The 19,882-nt window shown below is 72.0% G+C and carries 16 protein-coding genes; 10 read left to right on the top strand and 6 right to left on the bottom strand.

Annotated elements, in window-relative coordinates; translation table 11 throughout:
- Window positions 1–143: 143 nt before the first annotated feature.
- Both ABZ406_RS12570 and ABZ406_RS12565 read left to right on the top strand, forming a co-directional pair.
- Window positions 144–1,481: a low temperature requirement protein A gene (locus ABZ406_RS12570; protein ID WP_357759625.1), complete on the top strand. Its 1,338-nt coding sequence runs from the start codon at window positions 144–146 to the stop codon at window positions 1,479–1,481.
- A 120-nt stretch (window positions 1,482–1,601) separates the two neighbouring features.
- The gene (locus tag ABZ406_RS12565) at window positions 1,602–2,084 is read left to right on the top strand and encodes a hemerythrin domain-containing protein (protein ID WP_357759622.1); all 483 of its coding nucleotides are present in this window, start codon (window positions 1,602–1,604) and stop codon (window positions 2,082–2,084) included.
- On the opposite strand, the gene ABZ406_RS12560 is transcribed toward ABZ406_RS12565, so the two are convergent.
- Window positions 2,081–2,467, bottom strand: coding sequence for a MerR family transcriptional regulator (locus ABZ406_RS12560; protein WP_357759619.1), 387 nt, complete (start codon window positions 2,465–2,467; stop codon window positions 2,081–2,083). The genes ABZ406_RS12565 and ABZ406_RS12560 overlap by 4 nt on opposite strands.
- A 54-nt stretch (window positions 2,468–2,521) precedes the next feature.
- Here ABZ406_RS12560 and ABZ406_RS12555 point away from each other — a divergent pair, with 54 nt between their 5' ends.
- Together ABZ406_RS12555 and ABZ406_RS12550 are read left to right on the top strand one after the other, a co-directional pair.
- Window positions 2,522–3,520, top strand: a complete 999-nt coding sequence (locus tag ABZ406_RS12555) for an aldo/keto reductase (RefSeq protein ID WP_357759616.1) — start codon at window positions 2,522–2,524, stop codon at window positions 3,518–3,520.
- 155 nt (window positions 3,521–3,675) lie between these two features.
- The gene (locus tag ABZ406_RS12550; RefSeq protein ID WP_357759613.1) at window positions 3,676–4,575 is read left to right on the top strand and encodes a TIGR01777 family oxidoreductase; all 900 of its coding nucleotides are present in this window, start codon (window positions 3,676–3,678) and stop codon (window positions 4,573–4,575) included.
- Between the two features lie 150 nt (window positions 4,576–4,725).
- Here ABZ406_RS12550 and ABZ406_RS12545 read toward each other — a convergent pair whose 3' ends face one another.
- Entirely contained in the window at window positions 4,726–5,970 is a 1,245-nt protein-coding gene (locus ABZ406_RS12545; protein WP_357759611.1) for a PHB depolymerase family esterase, read from the bottom strand.
- 212 nt (window positions 5,971–6,182) lie between these two features.
- Here ABZ406_RS12545 and ABZ406_RS12540 point away from each other — a divergent pair, with 212 nt between their 5' ends.
- Window positions 6,183–8,015 (top strand): DUF2079 domain-containing protein, encoded by a 1,833-nt coding sequence (locus tag ABZ406_RS12540; protein WP_357759607.1) that lies wholly within the window; start codon window positions 6,183–6,185, stop codon window positions 8,013–8,015.
- 93 nt (window positions 8,016–8,108) lie between these two features.
- Complete coding sequence (lipB, locus tag ABZ406_RS12535; RefSeq protein ID WP_357759604.1) at window positions 8,109–8,750, top strand: lipoyl(octanoyl) transferase LipB; 642 nt, start codon at window positions 8,109–8,111, stop codon at window positions 8,748–8,750.
- Between the two features lie 42 nt (window positions 8,751–8,792).
- On the opposite strand, the gene aspS is transcribed toward lipB, so the two are convergent.
- On the bottom strand, window positions 8,793–10,079 hold the full coding sequence (gene aspS / locus ABZ406_RS12530; protein WP_357759601.1) for an aspartate--tRNA(Asn) ligase: 1,287 nt from the start codon (window positions 10,077–10,079) through the stop codon (window positions 8,793–8,795).
- Between the two features lie 453 nt (window positions 10,080–10,532).
- Here aspS and lipA point away from each other — a divergent pair, with 453 nt between their 5' ends.
- The gene (lipA, locus tag ABZ406_RS12525) at window positions 10,533–11,528 is read left to right on the top strand and encodes a lipoyl synthase (RefSeq protein ID WP_357759598.1); all 996 of its coding nucleotides are present in this window, start codon (window positions 10,533–10,535) and stop codon (window positions 11,526–11,528) included.
- A gap of 53 nt (window positions 11,529–11,581) precedes the next feature.
- Window positions 11,582–13,285, top strand: a complete 1,704-nt coding sequence (locus ABZ406_RS12520) for a hypothetical protein (RefSeq protein ID WP_357759595.1) — start codon at window positions 11,582–11,584, stop codon at window positions 13,283–13,285.
- A gap of 49 nt (window positions 13,286–13,334) precedes the next feature.
- Here the strand turns inward: ABZ406_RS12520 and ABZ406_RS12515 are convergent, their stop codons facing one another.
- Together ABZ406_RS12515 and ABZ406_RS12510 are read right to left on the bottom strand one after the other, a co-directional pair.
- Complete coding sequence (locus ABZ406_RS12515) at window positions 13,335–16,232, bottom strand: AAA family ATPase (protein ID WP_357759592.1); 2,898 nt, start codon at window positions 16,230–16,232, stop codon at window positions 13,335–13,337.
- Window positions 16,233–16,390: 158 nt separating this feature from the next.
- Complete coding sequence (locus ABZ406_RS12510; protein ID WP_357759589.1) at window positions 16,391–16,561, bottom strand: hypothetical protein; 171 nt, start codon at window positions 16,559–16,561, stop codon at window positions 16,391–16,393.
- Between the two features lie 207 nt (window positions 16,562–16,768).
- Here ABZ406_RS12510 and ABZ406_RS12505 point away from each other — a divergent pair, with 207 nt between their 5' ends.
- Entirely contained in the window at window positions 16,769–17,455 is a 687-nt protein-coding gene (locus tag ABZ406_RS12505) for a DUF4191 domain-containing protein (RefSeq protein WP_357759586.1), read from the top strand.
- Window positions 17,456–17,665: 210 nt separating this feature from the next.
- Here the strand turns inward: ABZ406_RS12505 and ABZ406_RS12500 are convergent, their stop codons facing one another.
- Window positions 17,666–18,016, bottom strand: coding sequence for an RDD family protein (locus ABZ406_RS12500; protein WP_357759769.1), 351 nt, complete (start codon window positions 18,014–18,016; stop codon window positions 17,666–17,668).
- A gap of 311 nt (window positions 18,017–18,327) precedes the next feature.
- On the opposite strand from ABZ406_RS12500, the gene glnA reads away from it, so the two are divergent.
- Window positions 18,328–19,752 carry a type I glutamate--ammonia ligase gene (gene glnA / locus ABZ406_RS12495; RefSeq protein ID WP_357759583.1) on the top strand — a complete coding sequence of 475 codons (1,425 nt, stop codon included), beginning with the start codon at window positions 18,328–18,330 and terminating at the stop codon, window positions 19,750–19,752.
- Window positions 19,753–19,882: the final 130 nt, after the last annotated feature.

The following is a 19,882-nucleotide window of genomic DNA, read 5'->3' as shown; positions in this document are numbered from 1 at the left end:
TGTCCGGGGTGGGGCGGACCGGCCGGCCCGCTGCGGGAGGCCGTGGCCACGGTGTTTCCCCGAGCTGGACGGAGGTAACGCCGGACTCCGTCGCCATTGCCGTTCGGGCCTCCGACCAGCCCCGACGCTGCCAGAGTGGGATCGTGGGCGGCTACCGGCGGCGTGGGCAGCTGGGACCGGCCGTCCCGATCGCCCCCGGGGCCCGGGTGGACAAGTTCGAGGTCTTCTTTGATCTGGTCTTCGTCTTCTCGTTCTTCATCATCACCCGCGCCACGGCCGCGAACATCTCCGGCCGGCAGTTGCTGCACGCCGGCCTGGTGCTCGCCGTGCTCTGGTGGATCTGGGTGGTGCACAGCCTGGTCGCCACCCGGGTGCGGCTCGGCGAGGGCTACGTCCCGGTGCTCATGGTGATCGCGATGGTCGCCCTGTTCGCGTTCGCGTTGGCGCTGCCGCAGGCGTTCAGCGACCCGAAGGGGAGCGCCGCCGGCCCGATGCTGGTGGCCATCAGCTATGTCGTGGTCCGGGCCGTACACATGATCCTCTATCAGCACGTGGTGCGGGACAGCCCGAAGGAGCGGCGGCAACTGCGGCGGTTCGCACCGGAGCTGGCGGTGAGCATCGTGCTGCTGCTGGCCGCCGCGCTCATTCCGCCGCGGATCACCGATCCCGACCGGGCCGCCCTGGTCCGCGACGGCCTGTGGATCGCCGTGGTGGTGGTGCAGTACGCCACCGGCTTCATCGTGGGCACGTGGGGTTGGGGGGTGACGAGCGCCGAGCACTGGACCGAGCGGTACGACCTCATCCTGATCATCGCGCTGGGCGAGTCGATCATCTCCACGGGAGTGGGCGGCAACCTCCTCGGCAAGCCCGTCACCTGGCCCGCGGTGGCCGCCGCCGCGCTCGGCATCGTGGTCACCGCCGCCCTCTGGTGGGCGCACTTCGACTTCATCGGGCCGGCCGCCCGGATCGCCCTGCACGCGGCGGAGGGCGGCCCCCGGGTGGCGATGGCCCGCGACGCGTACGCGTACGCGTACCTGCCGATGATCGCCGGGGTGATCCTCTTCTCGATCGGCAACGAGGAGATCCTGCACAAGATCACCGACCCGGCCGGCGGTATCGCCGAGAAGGTCGATGGACCTGCGATACCGATGCTCTTCGGTGGGTTGATCTGCTACTTCGCCGTCAACCTGCTCTTCCAGTTGCGCACCCTGCACACGGTGAGCTGGACCCGCGTCGGCGTCATCGTGGTGCTCACGGCGGCCCTCCCGGTCGGGCACCACCTGCCGGCGCTGGGCGCGCTCACCCTGGCGACGATCATCTGCGTGGCGCTGGTGGCAGTGGAGGTGACTGTGATGTCGCAGTCCCGGCACGCCCTGCGGGCCGCCGTCTTCGAGGAACGGACCACCCACGAGGCCCACGAGGCCGCCTGGCGTGCGCGCTGGCACGACGTCCGGGAGACCGACGAGCCGACCACTCCGTGACCCGGACCGTGCGGGTTTGAAGACGTGAACGGCCGGCCCTAGACTCGGGCGCAGCGTCGCAGTGCACCCGGCCCGAAGGCCGCCGTGGGCATGGAGGCGCGGGGACAGCATGGGACGAACGTGCACCCAACCGGTTCACCGGCCGGCCGGCTCGCCGCCGTCGGCAATCAGATGATCGAGATCCACCTCTGGCTCAGCGCGGAGTTGGCCCGGCTACAGGCGAACCTCGACACCCCTTCCCGGGACCTGCGGGCGCACTGCCTGGCCTTCTGCGCCGCGCTCGGTCGACACCACACGGGTGAGGACGCGGGCGCGTTCCAACTGCTGGCCGAGGAGGCCCCCGAGCTGCGCCCGGTCATCGACAACCTGATCACCGATCACCACGTGGTCGCGGGGATCCTGGAACGGGTCGAGGCGCTGCTGGGCGGCGACACGGCGGTGCCGGTGGCCCAGGTGCGCACCGAGTTGGCCGGGTTGGCCGCCCTGTTGCAGTCGCACTTCCGCTACGAGGAGAAGCGGCTGGTCACCGCGCTGAACGCGCTCACCGGTCGACCCGGGACGACCGAGGATCTGCTCGGCCTGAGCACGCCTGGTTCTCCCTAGCCGGCCTCCGGGTCCGGGGCGGTGGCGGGCAGTTGCTCGTAGAAGCGGATCTTGTCCCGCAGGTGGTCGTACTGGCGCTGGAGCAGGCGCATCTGCTCCTCGACCTGGGTCGCGTGGTGACGCAGCAGCTCGTGCCGCTCGTCGGCGGTGTGCTCGCCGTCGCGGGCCAGTTGGGCGTAGCGGCGCATCTGCGCGATCGGCATCCCGGTGTCGCGCAGGCAGCGGAACAGCACCAGCCAGCCGAGGTCGTCGTCGGTGAAGACCCGCTGCCCGCCCGTCGTGCGTTCCACGTCCGCGAGGAGGCCGATCTTCTCGTAGTACCGCAGAGTGTCCAGGCTGAAGCCGCTGCGCCGGGCGGCCTCCGAGGGGGCGTAACCGCTCATGTCGCGATGGTAGTGCTTGACCTGGAGTGCGCTCCAGGTTGGAGGCTGGCGACCATGACGACGACACGGACGCTGGGACGCAGCGGCATCACGGTGAGCGCGATCGGGATGGGGTGCTGGGCCATCGGCGGCCCGCTCTGGGGTGACGACGGGCAGCCGTTCGGCTGGGGTGCGGTGGACGACGACGAGTCGATCCGGACCATCCACCGTGCGCTCGATCTCGGGGTGACGTTGTTCGACACCGCCAGCAACTACGGCGCCGGGCACAGCGAGCGGATCCTCGGTCAGGCACTCGCCGGGCGGCGGGACAGCGTGGTGATCGCCACCAAGTTCGGCAACGTCAGCGAGGAGACCACCCGGCGGGCGCTGGGCACCGACGCCAGCCCGGCCTTCGCGGTGCGCAGCCTGGAAGACTCGCTCCGCCGGCTCGGCACCGACCACGTCGACCTCTACCAACTGCACATCAACGCACTGCCGGTGCCCGCCGCGCTCGATCTCGTCGACACCCTGGAGGCCCTGGTCGACCAGGGCAAGATTCGGGCGTACGGGTGGAGCACCGACGACCCGGCCTCGGCGGAGGCGTTCGCGGCCGCAGGCCCGCACTGTGCCGCGATCCAGCACGACGAGTCGGTGCTGCGCGACAACGCGGCGGTGCTGGCGGTCTGCGACGAGCACGACCTGGCCAGCCTCAACCGTGGGCCGTTGGCGATGGGGCTGCTCACCGGGTCGACCCGCGCGGTCGGGGCGGACGATGTGCGCGGACGGGCACCGGAGTGGCTGGAGTGGTTCACCGACGGCCGGCCCACGCCACGCTGGGCGGCCCGGGTCGACCAGGTCCGCGCGGCGCTCACCGCCGACGGGCGCACCCTGGCCCAGGGCGCGCTCGGCTGGCTGCTGGCGCGCAGCCCACGTACCGTGCCGATCCCCGGCCTGCGCACCGTCGCCCAGGCGGACGAGAACCTGGCCGCCCTGGAGCAGGGACCCCTGAGCCCCGACTCGTACGCCGAGGTGGAGCAACTCCTAGCCGACCTACGCCCAACCCCAGCCCTCTAACCCGCCCCTACCCCACCCCCGCCCCGTCGATCTTGCAGTTTTGGTGGCGACGAAAAGGACGTTACGGGGCGTAACGGCAACAGAAAGTGCAAGATCGACGAGGGGTGCGGGCGGGGGGTGCGTCCGGGGGCGGCGTTCTGGACGAAGATGGGGGTATGCGCATCCTTCTGGCCGGCGCGTCCGGCTTCCTCGGCACCCGGCTGGCCGACGTGCTCGTCCGCGACGGGCACGAGGTCACCCGGCTGGTCCGTCGGCCGCCGCGCGACCCGCAGGAGCGGCGGTGGGACCCCGCCGCCGGGCAGCTCGACCCATCCGTGGTCGCCGAGGTCGACGCGGTGGTCAACCTGGCCGGCGCGGGTGTCGGCGACAAACGCTGGGACGACGACTACCGCCGGTTGATCCGCACCAGCCGGGTGGACAGCACCACCACGCTGGCGACCACGATCGCCGGCCTGCCCGCAGCGGCACGACCCCGGGCGCTGCTCAACTCGTCGGCGGTCGGCTGGTACGGCAACACGGGCGACCGGGCCGTCGAGGAGGACGCGCCGGCCGGCGAGGGCTTCCTGGCCGACGTCTGCCGGGTGTGGGAGGCCGCGACCCGGCCCGCCGAGGACGCCGGGGTACGCGTGGTGCGGCTACGGACCGGCCTGCCGCTGCACCGCGAGGGTGGGCTGCTCAAGCCGCAACTGCTGCCGTTCAAGCTGGGCATCGCCGGTCGGCTGGGCAGCGGCCGGCAGTGGCTGCCGTGGATCTCGATGTCCGACTGGCTGGACGCGACCCTCTTCCTGTTGAACCACGACGAGGTGGCCGGCCCGGTCAACGTGGTGGGGCCGAACCCGGTGACGAACGCCGAGTTCACCCGCGAACTGGCCCGGCAGCTGCACCGGCCGGCGATCATCCCGATCCCCGCGCTGGCGCTCAAGGTGGTCCTCGGCGGCTTCTCCCACGAGGCCCTCACCAGCACCCGCGTCCTCCCCGGAGTCCTGACGAGAGCCGCCTACCGCTACCAGCACCCAACCCTCCCCCAAGCCCTCCAAGCAGCCCTAACCCCCTAACCCCCACCCCCACCCCCCACCCCCCAACCCCACCTCCCGTTCGCGTTGATCAAGAGGTTCGCGTCAGCCAGGAGCCTGGATCTGACGCAAACCTCTTGATCAACAGGGTCGGGGCGGGCGGCAGGGGCGGGGCGGGCGGGGCTGGGGGGATCAGCAGCCGATTACCCAGTAGTTGGAGGCGGTCTGCTTGAGGGTTGAGGTGTAGAAGGTGTTGTAGAGGCCCATGCGCTGGTTGGAGCCGTTGGTGTAGGCGTAGCCGCCGGACTGGTACGCCCGACCGGCCGCCACGTGCGCGTAGTTGCTGGCCGTCACGCAGGTCGGCGGCGTGGTCGGGGTGGCCGTCGGGGTCGGGGTCGGGGTGACCGTCGGGGTCGGCGTGGGGGTGGCGGTGGCCGTCGGGGTCGGGGTCGGGTTCGTGCCGCCACCGTTCAGGCCGAAGAAGAGCGCGTCCCGGTACGTCGAGCAGATGGTGTCCAGGAAGTACGCGGCAGCGGTGCCGCACTGGTCGGCAGCCGAGCCGGGGTCGACGGGGGTGCCGTGGCCCATCCCGGAGACGCGGTAGAGGCGTACGTCGTCGTTGCCGTACACCTCGAGGCTGGTGTTGCCGGGCAGCGACGAGGTGCTGGTCGGGGTCTGCGACACGCCCCGCACGTTCGTCCACTGGTCGCGGGACTCGGTGCCGTTGAGCGGGGTGACAGTGGTGTCCGAGGTGCCGTGCCAGATCGACACCCGGGGGCGCGGGCCGGTGTAGCCGGAGTACGCGCCGCGGACCAGGTCGCCCCAGGCGGCCGGGGTCTTGTCAGTTCCCGGGTTCATGCAGCTGAACGCGTTGACCATGCTGGTGGCGCAGCGGTACGGGATGCCCGCGATGATCGAGCCAGCGGCGAAGACGTCCGGGTACGTGGCGAGCATGACAGCGCTCATCGCCCCGCCGGCGGAGAGCCCGCTGACGTAGACCCGGGAGCCGTCGACGCCGAAGTTCGCCTTGGCGTGGTCGACCATCTGCTTGATCGACAGCGCCTCGCCCTGCCCCCGGGCGGTGTCGCCGGCCTCGAAGAAGTTGAAGCAGGAATTGGCATTGTTGCCGGAGGGCTGCTGGGCGACGATCAGGGAGAACTTCCACTGGTCGGCGTACTTCTGCCAGCCGGAGTTGGCGAAGTAACCGGAGGCGTTCTGGACGCACCCGTGCAGGAGCACCACGGCCGGGGAGTTGGCCGGCAGGTTGTCCGGCCGGTAGGCGTACATGGCGAGGTTTCCGGGGTTGGAGCCGAACCCGGTGACCTGGGTGAGGGTGGCGGCCTGGGCGGGTGCGGCGACGGCGACCGCTCCCGCGACGGCGAGGGCGAGCCCGGCGACCGCACCGAGCAGCCGGGTGATGGTGGACGAGCGGCGCACTGCGGCCTCCTGAAGGGGCGGACTGTGAACTGGGTCACGGTCGAGTTGCCGAGACGTTACGACGATGTGTCGCCGCTATGACATGGGGCGCGCTCACACATTCACGGCCGGCGCTGTGTACGCCGAACCACGCTCCGCCGACGCGGCACCGAAACCGACGACAACCGCCGGTCTGACCGGCCCGTCCAGGTCCGGTTGGTAACGTCCGCTGCGTGCCGTCCTCCCCGTCGCTGGCCACCGGGCCCGCACCCGCGTCACCGCCGCGCACCGTCCGGGACCGCCGGGCCGACCTGATCGTCGTGCTGGTGGCGCTCGCGCTCGCCGTCTGGGTGACCAGCGGGCTGTGGCGGGACCCGAACGTCCGCACCATCACCGTCAACTCCAGCGACCAGGCGCTGTTCGAGTGGCTGTTGGCCTTCGGTGGTCACGCGGTCACCCACGGGGACAACCCGCTCTTCACCTATTTGATCAACGTCCCGGATGGCGTGAACCTCGCTGTCAACACCTCGATCACCGTGTACGCGGTGGTCTTCGCCCCGCTCACCTACCTGATCGGACCACCGGCGACGTTCCTGGTGATCCTCACCCTGAACCTGCTGGCCACCGCGCTGGTCTGGTACTGGCTGCTGTCCCGGCACCTGGTGCGCAGCCGGCTGGCCGCCGGGGTCGGCGCCCTGTTCATCGCCTACTCCCCCGGCATGGTGTCGCACGCCAACGCGCACCTGAACTGGACCGCCGGTTGGCTGGTGCCGCTGCTGATCTGGCGGCTGTTCGCGCTGCGCCGCGCGGGGCACTGGCTCCGCGACGGGCTGATCCTCGGCGTACTGGTCGCGGTGGCCTTCTCGATCGCCGCCGAAGGGCTCTTCTTCGCCGCGCTGGCGCTGGGCGTGTTCGTCGCCATCTGGGCGCTGCACCCGGCCAACCGGGTGGAGGCACGCGCCGCGCTGCCCACCTTCCTGCGCGGGCTCGGGGTGACCGCCGTGGTCGCCGGCGTGCTGCTGTCGTACCCCCTGTGGTTGCACTTCGCCGGGCCGCAACGGTTCCACGGCACCGGCTTCGACCCGGTGATCCACTCCGAGGACATCGCGGCGTTCGCCGCCTTCCCGCGCCGCTCGCTGGCCGGCGAGGCCGGGCTGGGCACCTCGTTGGCACCGAACCCGACCGAGGAGAACTCGTTCTTCGGCATCCCGCTGCTGGTGCTCACAGTGGTCTGTTTCGTCGTGCTCTGGCGGCGGGCCGACCCGCACCGCCGGGCCACCCTCTGGGCGCTGGGCGCCGTCGCGGTGATCTTCACGGTGCTCTCCTTCGGGCCGGTCGCCAAGGTCGACGGCCGGCGCACCGACCTCCCCATGCCGTTCGACCTGGTCGGGCAACTGCCGGTGGTGAACGCCGCCCTACCGGCCCGGCTGGCGCTCGTGGTGGCGCCGGTGGTCGGGCTGTTGCTGGCGTACGTCATCGACCAGTTGCGCACCGCACCACCCCGGCACCGCTCCACTGAGCTGGCGTGGCTGCTCGGCTTCGCGGTGGCCCTGGTGCCGCTGCTGCCCACCCCGCTGCTGACCGACGAGCGGGAGCCGATCCCGCACTTCATCACCTCCGGCACGTGGCGGGACTACGTCTCACCCGACGGGGTGCTCACCCCGGTGCCGCTGACCGTGGACATCTACCCGGACGGCCAGCGCTGGCAGGCGTACGCGTTGTCGCACCGGCAGGGCGAGTTCGAGATCCCCGGTGGTTTCTTCCTCGGCCCCGGCGGGCCGGACGGGCGGGGTCGGATCGGCCCGGTGCCGCGCACGCTCAGCGCGTTGATGGACCAGGCTGGCCGTACCGGGCTGGTGCCCATCGTCACCGACGGCACCATCCGAGAGGTCCAGTCGGACCTGCGGCACTGGCGCATCGAGACGGTGGTGCTCGCCGACGAGGTGCACGGCGCGAAGTTCGAGGTCGACGAGGAGGCGCTGCGGCGTACCGGCGTCGCCCTGTTCGGCGAGCCGCAACGGGTCGACGACGTCTGGCTCTGGCGCATCCCGCCCGCCGACAGGTAGACGCCTGCCTGTCGGTGCACCGGGGCGGGCGACAAGCCCCGGTGAGGCGGCTCACCAGGGAAGATCGCCTCTGACGGGACTAGGCTGGTTGCCGTGACGACGACGACCCCCGGCCTGACGGCCGTCCGCGCCGGCCTGCTCGACTACCAGGCCGCCTGGGACGAGCAGCGACGCCTGCACGAGTCGGTGGTGGCCGGCGAGCGCGGCGACACGGTGCTGCTGCTGGAGCACCCGAGCGTCTACACAGCGGGCAAGCGCACCGAGCCGTGGGACCGGCCGACGGACGGCACCCCGGTCGTCGACGTGGACCGCGGCGGCAAGATCACCTGGCATGGGCCGGGGCAGCTCGTCGGCTACCCGATCGTGCGGCTGCCCGACCCGGTGGACGTGGTCGCCTACGTCCGCCGGACCGAAGAACTGCTCATCGACGTGTGCGCCGAGTTCGGGCTGACCGCCGGCCGGGTCGAGGGGCGCAGCGGGGTCTGGGTGCCCGAGGACGACCGGGGGCCGGCCCGCAAGGTGGCCGCCATCGGCATCCGGGTCGCCCGGGGCGTCACCCTGCACGGCTTCTCGATCAACTGCGACTGCGACCTGACGTCCTTCGACCGGATCGTGCCGTGCGGCATCCGGGACGCGGGCGTCACCTCGCTCACCGCCGAGCTGGGTCGGCCGATCGGCGTCGCCGACGTGCTCCCGGTGGTCGAGCGGCGACTCGCCACCCTCATCGAGGTCTGAGCACGCGCGGGCTGAGGGCTCGCCCTCAGCCCGCGCGTCCACTCACGGCGTCAGGCGGTGCAGGTCGCGCGGGAACGCGGTGACCTCACGGACGTTCGCCGCGCCGACCAGCCGGGCCACGAACCGTTCCAGGCCGATGGCGAAGCCGCCGTGCGTTGGCATGCCGTGCCGGAACGCGTCCAGGTACCCGGCGTACGGCTCGACCGGCTCGCCCCGGGCCGCCAACGCCGCCAGGTAGTCGGCGTGCCGATGCAGCCGCTGCCCGCCGGTGACCAGCTCCAGACCGCGAAAGAGCAGGTCAAAACCGTTCGAGTACGCGGGCAGCGCCGGGTCCGGGTGGGTGTAGAACGGCCGCTTCGCCATCGGGTAGCCGGTCACGAAGAGGAAGTCCGAGTCGTGCTCGCGGAGGGCCCACTCGCCCAGTGCCCGTTCGTGGGCGGGCGCGAGGTCCGGCTCGTCGGCGGGCGCGCCGGCGATCGTCAACGCCTCGGTGAAGTGCACAGCCGGAATCTGCGCCGGTACGACAGGCACCTCGACGCCGAGGGTGGCCAGCGCGCCGGCGGCCCGCTCGCCGACGGTGCCCAGCATCCCGGCCACCGTGTCGCGCAGCACCCGCATCACGTCCCGGTGGTCGGCGATGAAGCCCAACTCCGCGTCGAGGGACGTGTACTGCGCGAGGTGCCGGACGGTGTCGTGCGGCTCGGCCCGGAAGACCGGCCCCACCTCGTAGACGCGTTCGAAGACGCCGACCATCAGCTGCTTGTAGAACTGCGGTGACTGGGCCAGGTAGGCGGGCCGGCCGAACCAGTCCAGCGCGAACACGTTCGCCCCGCTCTCGGTGCTGGAGCTGACCACCTTCGGTGTGTGGATCTCCACGAAGTCGCTGGCGTCGAGTGCGGCCCGGAACCCGGCGACCGCAGCCGCCGAGATCCGCAGCGCGGCCGACCGGGTCGGGTGCCGCAACGCCGTGGGCGCGTTGTCCAGTTGGGTGGGCAGACTGGCGGTGAGCGACGGCCGGTACAGGTCGAACGGTGGCGGCACGGCGGGCGGCCCGAGGGGACGTACCGACGGGTTGGTCAGCTCGACCCCGGCGGGCGCGGTGTCGTTCGCGGTGGCCGTCGCGGTGACCTCGACGACCGTCTCCTCGGTGAGTTTGTCCAGCTCGGCGCGGACGGCCGGGTCGGTGACGACCACCTGGGCCAGGCCGGTGGCGTCCCGCACGATCAGGAAGGCCACCGACTTGAGCAGTCGGCGGCGGTGCACCCAGCCGGCGATCCGCACTGTCGTGCCGATTCTGGCGGGCAGGTGCTGGGACAGGGTTCGTTGCATGGCGGGCTGCTCCTCGGTCGATCGCCACGCCGTCGCCGCCCTGGGGAAGCGAAGCGTCGCATCAGCCCCAGGGAGGTGTGGGCGAGCGGGAACCTCGCGGTGCCACCACACCTTCACCCCCACCGAAGCGGGGGCCTCTTTCGTCGCCTGATGACCGGGGCCAGCCGGGCGGGCTCTACTGGGCGCGGGTGACCCGCGGCCGTTCTTCCCGCAGCTCAGGAGGGTCTTCGCGCCCCGGCACCAGACCGCCTCTCAGCACCGGCGGCTCTCTGCACTGGCGGGTCGGGGTGCTACTCGGCTCCGTCGTCGCTGTTGGCGGTGACCGTAGCACCGGAATCCCCCTCGTGTGACGCACATTTTCGACACCCCGGTGTCCGGCGTCACAACGTTTGGGGCGTGACGCCGGTCGCCTGACGCACATAGACGGCTGCCGTCCGGCGTAGGCTCATTTTCGTGACGATCGAGCACTCCGCGCCGACGACCGGCCAGGCAGCGCGCACCGCAACGGCGGCCCCCGAGGGGCGGCGTCTGCTGCGGATCGAGGCGCGCAACGCCGAGACACCGATCGAGCGCAAACCGCCATGGATCAAGGTCAAGGCCAAGATGGGCCCGGAGTACACCCAGTTGCGCGGGCTCGTCTCGCGCGAGGGGCTGCACACCGTCTGCCAGGAGGCCGGCTGCCCCAACATCTACGAGTGTTGGGAAGACCGGGAGGCCACCTTCCTCATCGGCGGCGACCAGTGCACCAGGCGCTGCGACTTCTGCCAGATCGACACCGGCAAGCCCGCCGAGTTCGACGCCGACGAGCCGCGTCGGGTCGCCGAGTCGGTGGTCTCGATGGGGCTGCGCTACGCCACCATCACCGGTGTCGCCCGTGACGACCTGCCCGACGGCGGGGCCTGGCTGTACGCCGAGACCGTCCGACAGATCCACGCCCTCCAGCCCGGCTGCGGCGTCGAGCTACTGATCCCGGACTTCAACGCCGTCCCCGAGCAGCTGGCCGAGGTCTTCGGCTCCCGTCCCGAGGTGCTGGCGCACAACGTGGAGACCGTGCCGCGCATCTTCAAGCGCATCCGGCCGGCGTTCCGCTACGACCGCTCGCTGGACGTGATCCGGCAGGCCCGCGCCGACGGTCTGGTCACCAAGAGCAACCTGATCCTCGGCATGGGCGAGGAGCGGGCCGAGGTCTCGCAGGCGCTGCGCGACCTGCACGAGGCCGGCTGCGAGCTGATCACCATCACGCAGTACCTGCGGCCCTCGCCCCGGCACCACCCGGTGACCCGCTGGGTCAAGCCGGAGGAGTTCGTGGAGCTGCGCGAGGAGGCCGAGGAGATCGGCTTCGCCGGGGTGATGAGCGGGCCGCTGGTGCGTTCGTCGTACCGGGCCGGCCGGCTCTACCAGCAGGCCATCGACGCCCGCGCCGCCGCAGCGGTGGTCACCGCCAGCTGACACCGCCGGCAGCGTCGCACCGCCGTTCGGCGCCCGGGTGTCATGATCCTGTGATGACCGTCGGCGTACGCGAGCAGCCGCGCGGTGCGGGCTCGCCCCGCCCACGACCCGGCACCCGTCACGGGCTGGTCGGTTGGCTCACCGGGTTGGCAGTGGTCGCCGGGTTGGGTTACCGGCTCTGGCTGCTGCTGCACGCCGCACCGGCGACGAACAGCGACGAGGCCACCATGGGGCTGGCCGCGCTGCACATCGCCCGGGGCGAGGACTTCCCGGTCTGGTTCTACGGCCAGCAGTACATGGGCACTGTGGAGGCGTACCTGGCCGCGCCGGTCTTCGCCCTCGCCGGTGAGCCGTCGCTGCTCGGTCTGCGGCTGCCCACGCTGGCCCTGTACGCGCTGTTCCTGCTGCTGGCCTGGCGGTTGACGCTGCGGCTGACCGCTGACCGGTGGTTCGGGCTGCTGATGGTGGCGCTGCTGGCCCTCGGCTCCGACCGGATCGTCAAGAACCAACTCATCGCCGGCGGCGGCTACCCCGAGATGAACGCGGCCGGGGCGGCGCTGGCAGTGCTCGCCGTCGAGCTGGCCGCCGGTCGACCAGGGCGGCGACCTGCCGGCACCGGGCGACCCGACGGGCGCACGGCCGACGCCGGACGACAGGGCTGGCGGCTGGCGGGCTGGGCGACGTGGGGATTCCTGGCCGGACTGATGCTCTGGGTCGACCCGCTCGTGCTGCCGTACGTCGCGGCGACCGGCGCGGTGCTCGTCGGGTTCTGCCGCCGGGAGCTGTGGGGTGCCGCCGGGGCACTGCTCGGGGCGGCGGCCGTGCTGGGAGCGGCCCCGCTGCTGCTGCACAGCCTGCTGACCGGGCGCAACCCGCTGCACGCCGTGCTCGCGGCCAGCGGCGCGAACGCCAGCGCGGGCTGGCCCGACCGGCTGCACGGTGGCCTGGTGCTCGGCCCCGGGCTGGGCATGGGCTTCTGCGCCCCCGGGCAGTGCGCCACCTGGCAACTGTGGTGGGCGCTTACCCTGCCGCTGCTGCTGGCCATCGCCGCCGTCACCGCCTGGCGGGCCCTTCGCACCCCCGATTTGGCCGCTGTCGGCCCGGACGCGGTGTCGCCTCGGGTGGCGGCGGCCCTCCGGCTGGCGCTCGTGCTGGCCGCGGTGGCCACCCTCGGCGCGTACACGGCGAGCAGCTCCGCCGGGCTGACCCCCGTGGAGAGTTCCCGTTACCTGTCCTGCCTGCTCATCTCGCTGCCGGCGCTGCTCTGGCCGGTGTGGGCGGTGGCCCGGCACGGGCTGCGGGCACCGGTGACCGGCCGACACGGCGTCGGGTCGGCGCTGGCCCAGTTGATCGCTGTGGTGCTGCTCGCCGCCACACTGGGCACCGCCGCCCACGCCACCTGGCGGGCGACGCAGACCGTCCCGGCGATCCGGGCCGCCGAGGCCCGGCACACCGATTTGGTGAGCACCCTGCGTCAGCTCGGCGTCCGGCACGTCCGCGCCGGCTACTGGACCTGTAACCGGCTCACCTTCGCCAGCGCGGAGCAGGTGGTCTGCGCCGTCGTCGACGACACGTTGCGCCAGGGTTTCGACCGCTACCCCGCGTACCGCCGGGAGGTCGACGGCTCGGCGGCACCGGCCTGGGTCGCGCCGGCCGGCTCGCCCCTGGCGGAGGTGCTCGACGAGCGGCAGCGGGTCACGCCGGGCAGTCTCGACCTGGTCACCATCGAGGGCTGGCGCATCTACCTGCCCCGCTGACCATTGGGGCGCCCGTCAGTGCGCGCGGCGGTTCCCGGGTGTGCGTGGGTCAGCGTGGCGCGGCGGGCTCGGTGAGCAGGCCGAGGCGGTGGGCCAGGGCGGCGGCCTCCATTCGGTTGGTCACCCCCAGCTTCGCGATGATCCGGGAGACGTGCACGCTCGCCGTCTTCGGCGAGATGAACAACCGCTCGGCGATCCGGCTGTTGCTGTGCCCCTCCGCGACCAGACGCAGCACCTCCCGCTCGCGGGCGGTCAGCAGGTCAGAGCCGGCCCCACCCCCGGCCGCACCCCGCAGGCCCACCCGCCGGGCCAGGGTGGCGGCTGCCTCGACAAGCGGCGTCGCACCCAGCCGCCGGCCGATCTCGGTTGCCTCGGTGACCGCCGCCGCCGTCTCGTCGCGTTCCCCGGCCGCTGCTGTCGCCTCGGCCAGCGCCAGCAGCGCCCGACCCAGCGGGTAGGGCTGCCCGTCGGCCCGCCACGCGCCGACAGCCGCACGCCACGCCGGTAGTGCCTGGTCGCCGACCGCGAGCAACGCGGTGACCTGGGCGGCGTGTGCACGGGCCGCCGGGTGCCGCGCCGGCAGGTCGGCGGCGAGCGCCGCCACCGCGACCGCCACCTCCCGGTCACCCACCCGGGCCGCGGTACGCGCGGCGGCGCTGAGCACCGGCCACCCCTCCCGGGGCAACTGCGGCAGGCTCTCGTCGGCCACCGCGACGCGAGCCGCGCGTACCGCCTCGACCTTGTCGTCAGCGGCCAGCGCCGCCTCGATCGCCAGCTCGTGCAGGGGCAGTCGGTGGTTCGGCCACAGGTACGGCCGGTTGAGGAAGGTGAGCGCCCGGTCGACCAGCTCGTCGGCCCCCGGATGGGCGCGGGCCAGCCGCAGCCCGGCGCCCAACTGGAGCCAGTGCAGGCCGGTCACACCGGACAGGTCGATCCGGGCGGCCTCCGCGCAGACCGCCTCGGCCTCGTCCCACCGGCCCAGCGCGATCAGCGCCTCGGCCCGGTTGGAGAGCAGGTACGCCCCGGTGGAGCGGCTGATCCCCACCCGGCGCGCCTCGGCCACGCCCGTCTCGGCGGCCTGCGCGGACTCGGCGTAACGGCCCAACTCGCAGAGCATGTCCGACTCGAACACCATGGCGAGCACCAGCGTCGGGGCGTCCCCCGCCGCACGGGCAGCAGCGGCCGCCTGGCCCAGCTCGGCCAACCCGCCGGTCAGGTCCCGCTCGCCGTGGCAGAGCAACGCGATCCGCGTCGACAGCAGGGCCACGTTCACGTCGAACGCCTCGGCGTCGGCGGCGGCCTCGGCCGCCACCCGGGCCGCCTTCCGTGGGTCGATCTTGACCAGGTGGGTGGCGATGTCGGCGAGCAGCCGGACCCGCTCCGCGCCGGGCGGCCCACCGGCAGCCAGCCGGTACGCCTCGTCCAGCTCGCGGCTGCCGTCGCTCTTGCCGAGCAGGGCCATCAGTCGACCGCGCTGGTCCAGCAGGCGGGCGGCGCGCAGCGGCGTGGCGTCCGCGTCCACCTCCGCCAGCCCGGCCCGGGTCAGGGTGATGGCCCGGCTGAAGTCGCCGGCGGTGACCGCGGCGTCAAGGGTCTGCTCCAGCAGCGCCAGGTGGTCCATGCCGAGCAGATCAGCGGCGTCCGGCACCAGCTCCCACAACTCCAGCGCCCGCTCCAGCAGCCGGCGCTGCTCGGCGTACGCGTACCGGTCGGCGGCGGCGCGCGCCGCGGCTCGTGCGGCGACGAGGGCACGCGGGTGGTCGTGCGCGGCGTGCCAGTGGTGGGCGATCTCGGCCGGGGCCCGGCCGGCGGCGACCAGGTGCGGCTGGGCCTCGATGGCGGCGGCGAAGCGGGCGTGCAGCCGGGCGTGCTCACCGGGCAACAGCTCGTCGTGTACGGCCTCGCGGACCAGCGCGTGTCGGAACTCGTAGTCACCGTCCCGGTCGGCCACCACCAACTGGGCGGCGACGGCGGCGCGCAACGCGTCCTCCAACTCGGCCTCCGGCAGCCCGGCGACCTCGGCGAGCAGGTCGTGGGCGAAACGGGTGCCACCGGCGGCGGCGATCCGCAACACCCGCTGGGACGGGTCGGGCAGCCGGTCCACGCGGGCCAGCAGCAGGTCACGCAGCGTCTCGGGGAGCGCGGCACAACCGATCGGGTCACCGGCGACGGCCAGCTCCTCGATGAAGAACGGGTTTCCCTGGGTGCGGTCGTGCACATCGTCGACGGCACGGGCGAGCGGCTCGGCACCGAGCAGGTCGGCGAGGATCGCGGCCGTGCCGTCCCGGTCCAGGCGGCCCAGCTCGACCCGCTCCACCCCCCGGGCCCGATCCAGCTCGGCGAGGAACGGGCGCAGCGGATGCCCCCGCTGCAACTCGTCGGTGCGGTAGGTGCAGACCAGCAGCAGCCGGCCCGGCCTCGCCGCCCGGACGAGGAAGCCGATGAGGTCGCGGGTGGAGCGGTCCGCCCAGTGCAGGTCCTCGATGATCAGGACCAGCGGGCGCGCATCGGCCAGCCGCTGGAACAGCTCGGCGACCAGGTCGAACAGGTACCCGCGCGGCGCGTCGCTGAGGGCGACGGCACGAGGGGTGGCAGGCGTCGCCGACGCGCGACCCAACTCCGGGAGGAGCGGGGCGAACTCCGCCTCGTACCCGGCGAAGACCTCGGGGCCGTCGGCGCGGAGCACCGCGCGCAAGGCTGCGGCGAACGGGGCGAACGGGAGCCCCGCCTCGCCCAACTCCAGGCACTGGCCCACGAGCACCCGCGCCCCGCCGTCGATGGCCCCGACGGCGAACTCCTCCAACAGCCGGGTCTTACCCACGCCCGCCTCGCCGCCGACGAGCACGCTTGTCGGTTCCCCGGCCCGCGCCCGGCCCAGCGCGTCCCGTAGCGCGGCGGTCTCCCGATGACGTCCGACGAGGACGGAGCTGGCGGCGCGTACGGTCACGTGTTCGAGCATGCCATGGCGGCCCGCCCCGCCGGCCCCGCCGATCAGCCGGCGGCCGGGCGGCGAGGTCGGATCGGCTCGACCGGACAGCACCGCCACCGCTGCCCCCGTGTCAGCGGTGGCGGGTACCGCCCACGGGGCAGCCCCGCCGGGCGCGGTCACCGGCGGGCGTCGCTGGTGCGACCGGCCTGCCGGCGGCGGCCCAACCACTCGCGGGCGGTGGGACGCGACAGCGACCGGGCGAGCCGGTCCGCGGCGGCGTCGGCGCGCAGCTCGGCCGAGTGGGTACGGTGCAGGGTGAGCAGGAAATCTGCGTCGTTGCCGAACATGTCGGGCTCCTTCGTGGCGTCGTCGTCTGCTGCTGACGACTCTTCGCGCGAAGGCCCCACCCGGGCATGGGCACGGTGCCTCATCTTTTCCGCCCACAGCCTCCTTACCCGGCCCGTCCGGGCGCGTACGGCGACGTAAGGTACTCAGCTGCCCCGGCACCCGGACGCGGATCAACCGGGCCGACGGCGACCACTAGACTCTGCGGCATGGCAAAGCCCCAGGAAAAGGTCTCGTTCGGCCAGCGGCTGAAGCAGATCGGGATGGTGTTCCAGTTCACCGCCAAGCAGGACCGGTGGTTCGCGCCGTTGGTCGCCGCGGCGGTGCTGATCCCGCTCGCGCTCACCGTGGTCGCGGTCATCCTCTGGGGCTGGATCTGGCTGCCGCTGGGCATCCTGTTCATCCTGCTCGCGGTGCTGATCGTGCTCAACCTGCGGTCCAACAAGGCGATGATGAACGCCGCCGAGGGGCAACCCGGCGCGGCGGCGCAGATCATGGAGAACATGCGCGGCGACTGGCGGGTGACCCCGGCGGTCAGCTCCACCACCCAGATGGACATGGTCCACCTGGTGATCGGCCGCCCGGGTGTGATCCTGCTGGCCGAGGGCAACCCGCAGCGGGTGCGCGGCCTGCTCGGCCAGGAGAAGCGGCGGCTGTCCAAGGTGATCGGCTCCGCTCCCCTGCACGACTACGTGATCGGGCAGGAGGAGGGCGAGCTGCCGATCCGCAAGCTCCGGACGACGCTGCTGCGCCTGCCCCGCGCCCTCTCCGGCAAAGACGTCAACTCGCTGGACAAGCGGCTCAAGGCGCTCACCGCCCGGCCGCAGATGCCCAAGGGCGCGATCCCGAAGAACATGCGGCCGCCAGGCGCCGCCCGCCAGCAGCGGGGCCGCTGACCCCTCGGGTGTACGCCAGAAGAGCCGGACCCGGACGGGTCCGGCTCTTTCGCATCGTGGTGCCTCGCGCCCCGCGCCCCGCGCCTAGCGCCCCGCGCCCAAGATCCGCACAACATCAGAGATGATGTTGCCTCAGACACGCCGCAGACACCAACATCCCTGATGTTGTGCGGATCTTGGCGGCCCTGGGCAGGCGTTGTCGGGGTCGGGTCAGCCTCGGGGGGCGTCGACGATCACCGCGTCGGCCAGTCGGTCGTGCAGGCCGCGCCGGTGCTCGTCCATGATCAGCGCGGGGACGACCAGAGCCAGCAGCAGGCCCCGGATCAACCCACGGAGCACGCCGATCCGGCCACCGTCGTGCCAGTTCACGCAGCGGATCTTGGTGATGTACATGCCCGGGGTCTGGGCGAACAGGCCGAGGAAGATGCCGTACACCAGGACCAGCACCAGCACCGGCGCCCAGCCGTCGCGTACCGGGTCGGCGAAGAAGTTGGACACCAGCAGGCAGAGCACCCAGTCGATGATCAGCGCCCCGAACCGTCGACCGAGGCTCGGTGGGATGAACGTGCTGTCGGTGGCCGGCGCTGCCGGGAGGTGCGGATTGGTCACAGCGGTCAAGGGTATCCGCGCCGGACTGAGAGCTCGCCGGGGTGCCGCCGCCACTGCGTGCCGATTCAGGCTAAAGGCATCAGATGTCATTACACTGGCACAGTCGGTACGGCGTTCCTGGCGGGCCGCAGGCGTGGCAGGGGCGTCGCTGACGCTCCGCGAGGGACGTAACACGGCAGAAACAACGGAGACACGGCCGGGCAACCGCCCGGCCCTAGCGTCGCCAGAAGCCTAGCCACCCCGTGGACGTGCCAGGAGGATGTGTGTTCGCCAATCCCGAGGAACTGCTGCGATACCTCAAGAACGAGGACGTGAAGTTCGTCGACGTTCGTTTCTGTGACCTGCCCGGCGTGATGCAACACTTCAACCTGCCGGTCGAGTCCGTCAACGACGATCTCTTCACCGACGGCCTCGCGTTCGACGGTTCGTCGATCCGCGGTTTCCAGGCGATCCACGAGTCGGACATGCTCCTGCTCCCGGATGTCGCCACCGCTTTCATCGACCCGTTCCGCGCGCAGAAGACGCTCGCGCTCAACTTTTTCATTCACGACCCGTTCACCCGCGAGGCATACAGCCGCGACCCGCGCAACGTGGCGAAGAAGGCCGAGGCGTACCTGGCGGCGAGCGGCATCGCCGACACCGCCTACTTCGGCGCCGAGGCGGAGTTCTACATCTTCGACTCGATCCGTCACGAGACCTCGGCGCACCAGTCGTTCTACTACATCGACTCGATCGAGGGCGCCTGGAACACCGGCCGCGAAGAGCCGGGTGGCAACCTCGGTTACAAGACGGCCTACAAGGGTGGCTACTTCCCGGTGCCGCCGGTCGACCACTACGCCGACCTGCGTGACTCGATCGTGCGCCGGCTCGTCGACACCGGCTTCAACGTGGAGCGCTCGCACCACGAGGTGGGCACCGCCGGCCAGTCCGAGATCAACTACCGGTTCTCGACCCTGCTGCACGCCGGTGACCAGCTTCAGCTCTTCAAGTACATCGTGAAGAACGAGGCCTGGGCCAACGGCAAGACCGCGACCTTCATGCCCAAGCCGCTGTTCGGCGACAACGGTTCCGGCATGCACACCCACCAGAGCCTCTGGCTCAACGGTGAGCCGCTCTTCTACGACGAGACCGGCTACGCGGGTCTGTCCGACATGGCCCGCTGGTACATCGGCGGCCTGCTGCACCACGCGCCGTCGCTGCTGGCCTTCACCAACCCGACGGTCAACTCGTACCGCCGCCTGGTGCCCGGCTACGAGGCCCCGGTCAACCTGGTCTACTCGCAGCGCAACCGGTCCGCCTGCACCCGCATCCCGGTGACCGGCAGCAACGCCAAGGCCAAGCGCGTCGAGTTCCGCGTCCCGGACCCGTCGGCAAACGTCTACCTGGCCTTCTCGGCCATGATGATGGCCGGCCTGGACGGCATCAAGAGCAAGATCGAGCCGCCGACGCCGATCGACAAGGACCTCTACGACCTCCCGCCGGAGGAGTGGGGCGACGTCAAGCAGGTCCCGGGCTCGCTGCCGGCCGTGCTCGACTCCCTGGAGGCCGACCACGACTACCTGCTCGACGGTGGCGTCTTCACCCCCGACCTGATCTCCACCTGGGTCGACTGGAAGCGCGCCAACGAGGTCGACCCGGTGCGTCTGCGCCCGACCCCGCACGAGTTCGCCATGTACTACGACTGCTGAGCAGTCAGACGCACGACGACTGCTGAGCAGTCACTCGAACACCGGCCGGGCCGGCTCCGCTCACCGCGGAGCCGGCCCGGCTCGTCTTTCCCCCGTCGCTCAGCCACACCCCCAGCGCCGGGCACCGGTT

The sequence above is a fragment of the Micromonospora sp. NPDC005710 genome (genome assembly GCF_040630995.1).
GTDB lineage: Bacteria > Actinomycetota > Actinomycetes > Mycobacteriales > Micromonosporaceae > Micromonospora.
The sequence above is the reverse complement of the archived record's forward strand: the minus strand, read 5'-3'. Positions and strand labels throughout refer to the sequence as shown.

Excerpts from the sequence above, each read along its gene's own strand:
- ABZ406_RS12510 (WP_357759589.1), bottom strand. The coding sequence starts at position 16,561 with ATGTTCGGCAACGACGCAGATTTCCTGCTCACCCTGCACCGTACCCAC.
- ABZ406_RS12560 (WP_357759619.1), bottom strand. The coding sequence starts at position 2,467 with ATGAGCGGTTACGCCCCCTCGGAGGCCGCCCGGCGCAGCGGCTTCAGC.
- aspS (WP_357759601.1), bottom strand. The coding sequence starts at position 10,079 with ATGCAACGAACCCTGTCCCAGCACCTGCCCGCCAGAATCGGCACGACA.
- ABZ406_RS12550 (WP_357759613.1), top strand. The coding sequence starts at position 3,676 with ATGCGCATCCTTCTGGCCGGCGCGTCCGGCTTCCTCGGCACCCGGCTG.
- ABZ406_RS12555 (WP_357759616.1), top strand. The coding sequence starts at position 2,522 with ATGACGACGACACGGACGCTGGGACGCAGCGGCATCACGGTGAGCGCG.
- ABZ406_RS12505 (WP_357759586.1), top strand. The coding sequence starts at position 16,769 with ATGGCAAAGCCCCAGGAAAAGGTCTCGTTCGGCCAGCGGCTGAAGCAG.
- ABZ406_RS12520 (WP_357759595.1), top strand. The coding sequence starts at position 11,582 with ATGACCGTCGGCGTACGCGAGCAGCCGCGCGGTGCGGGCTCGCCCCGC.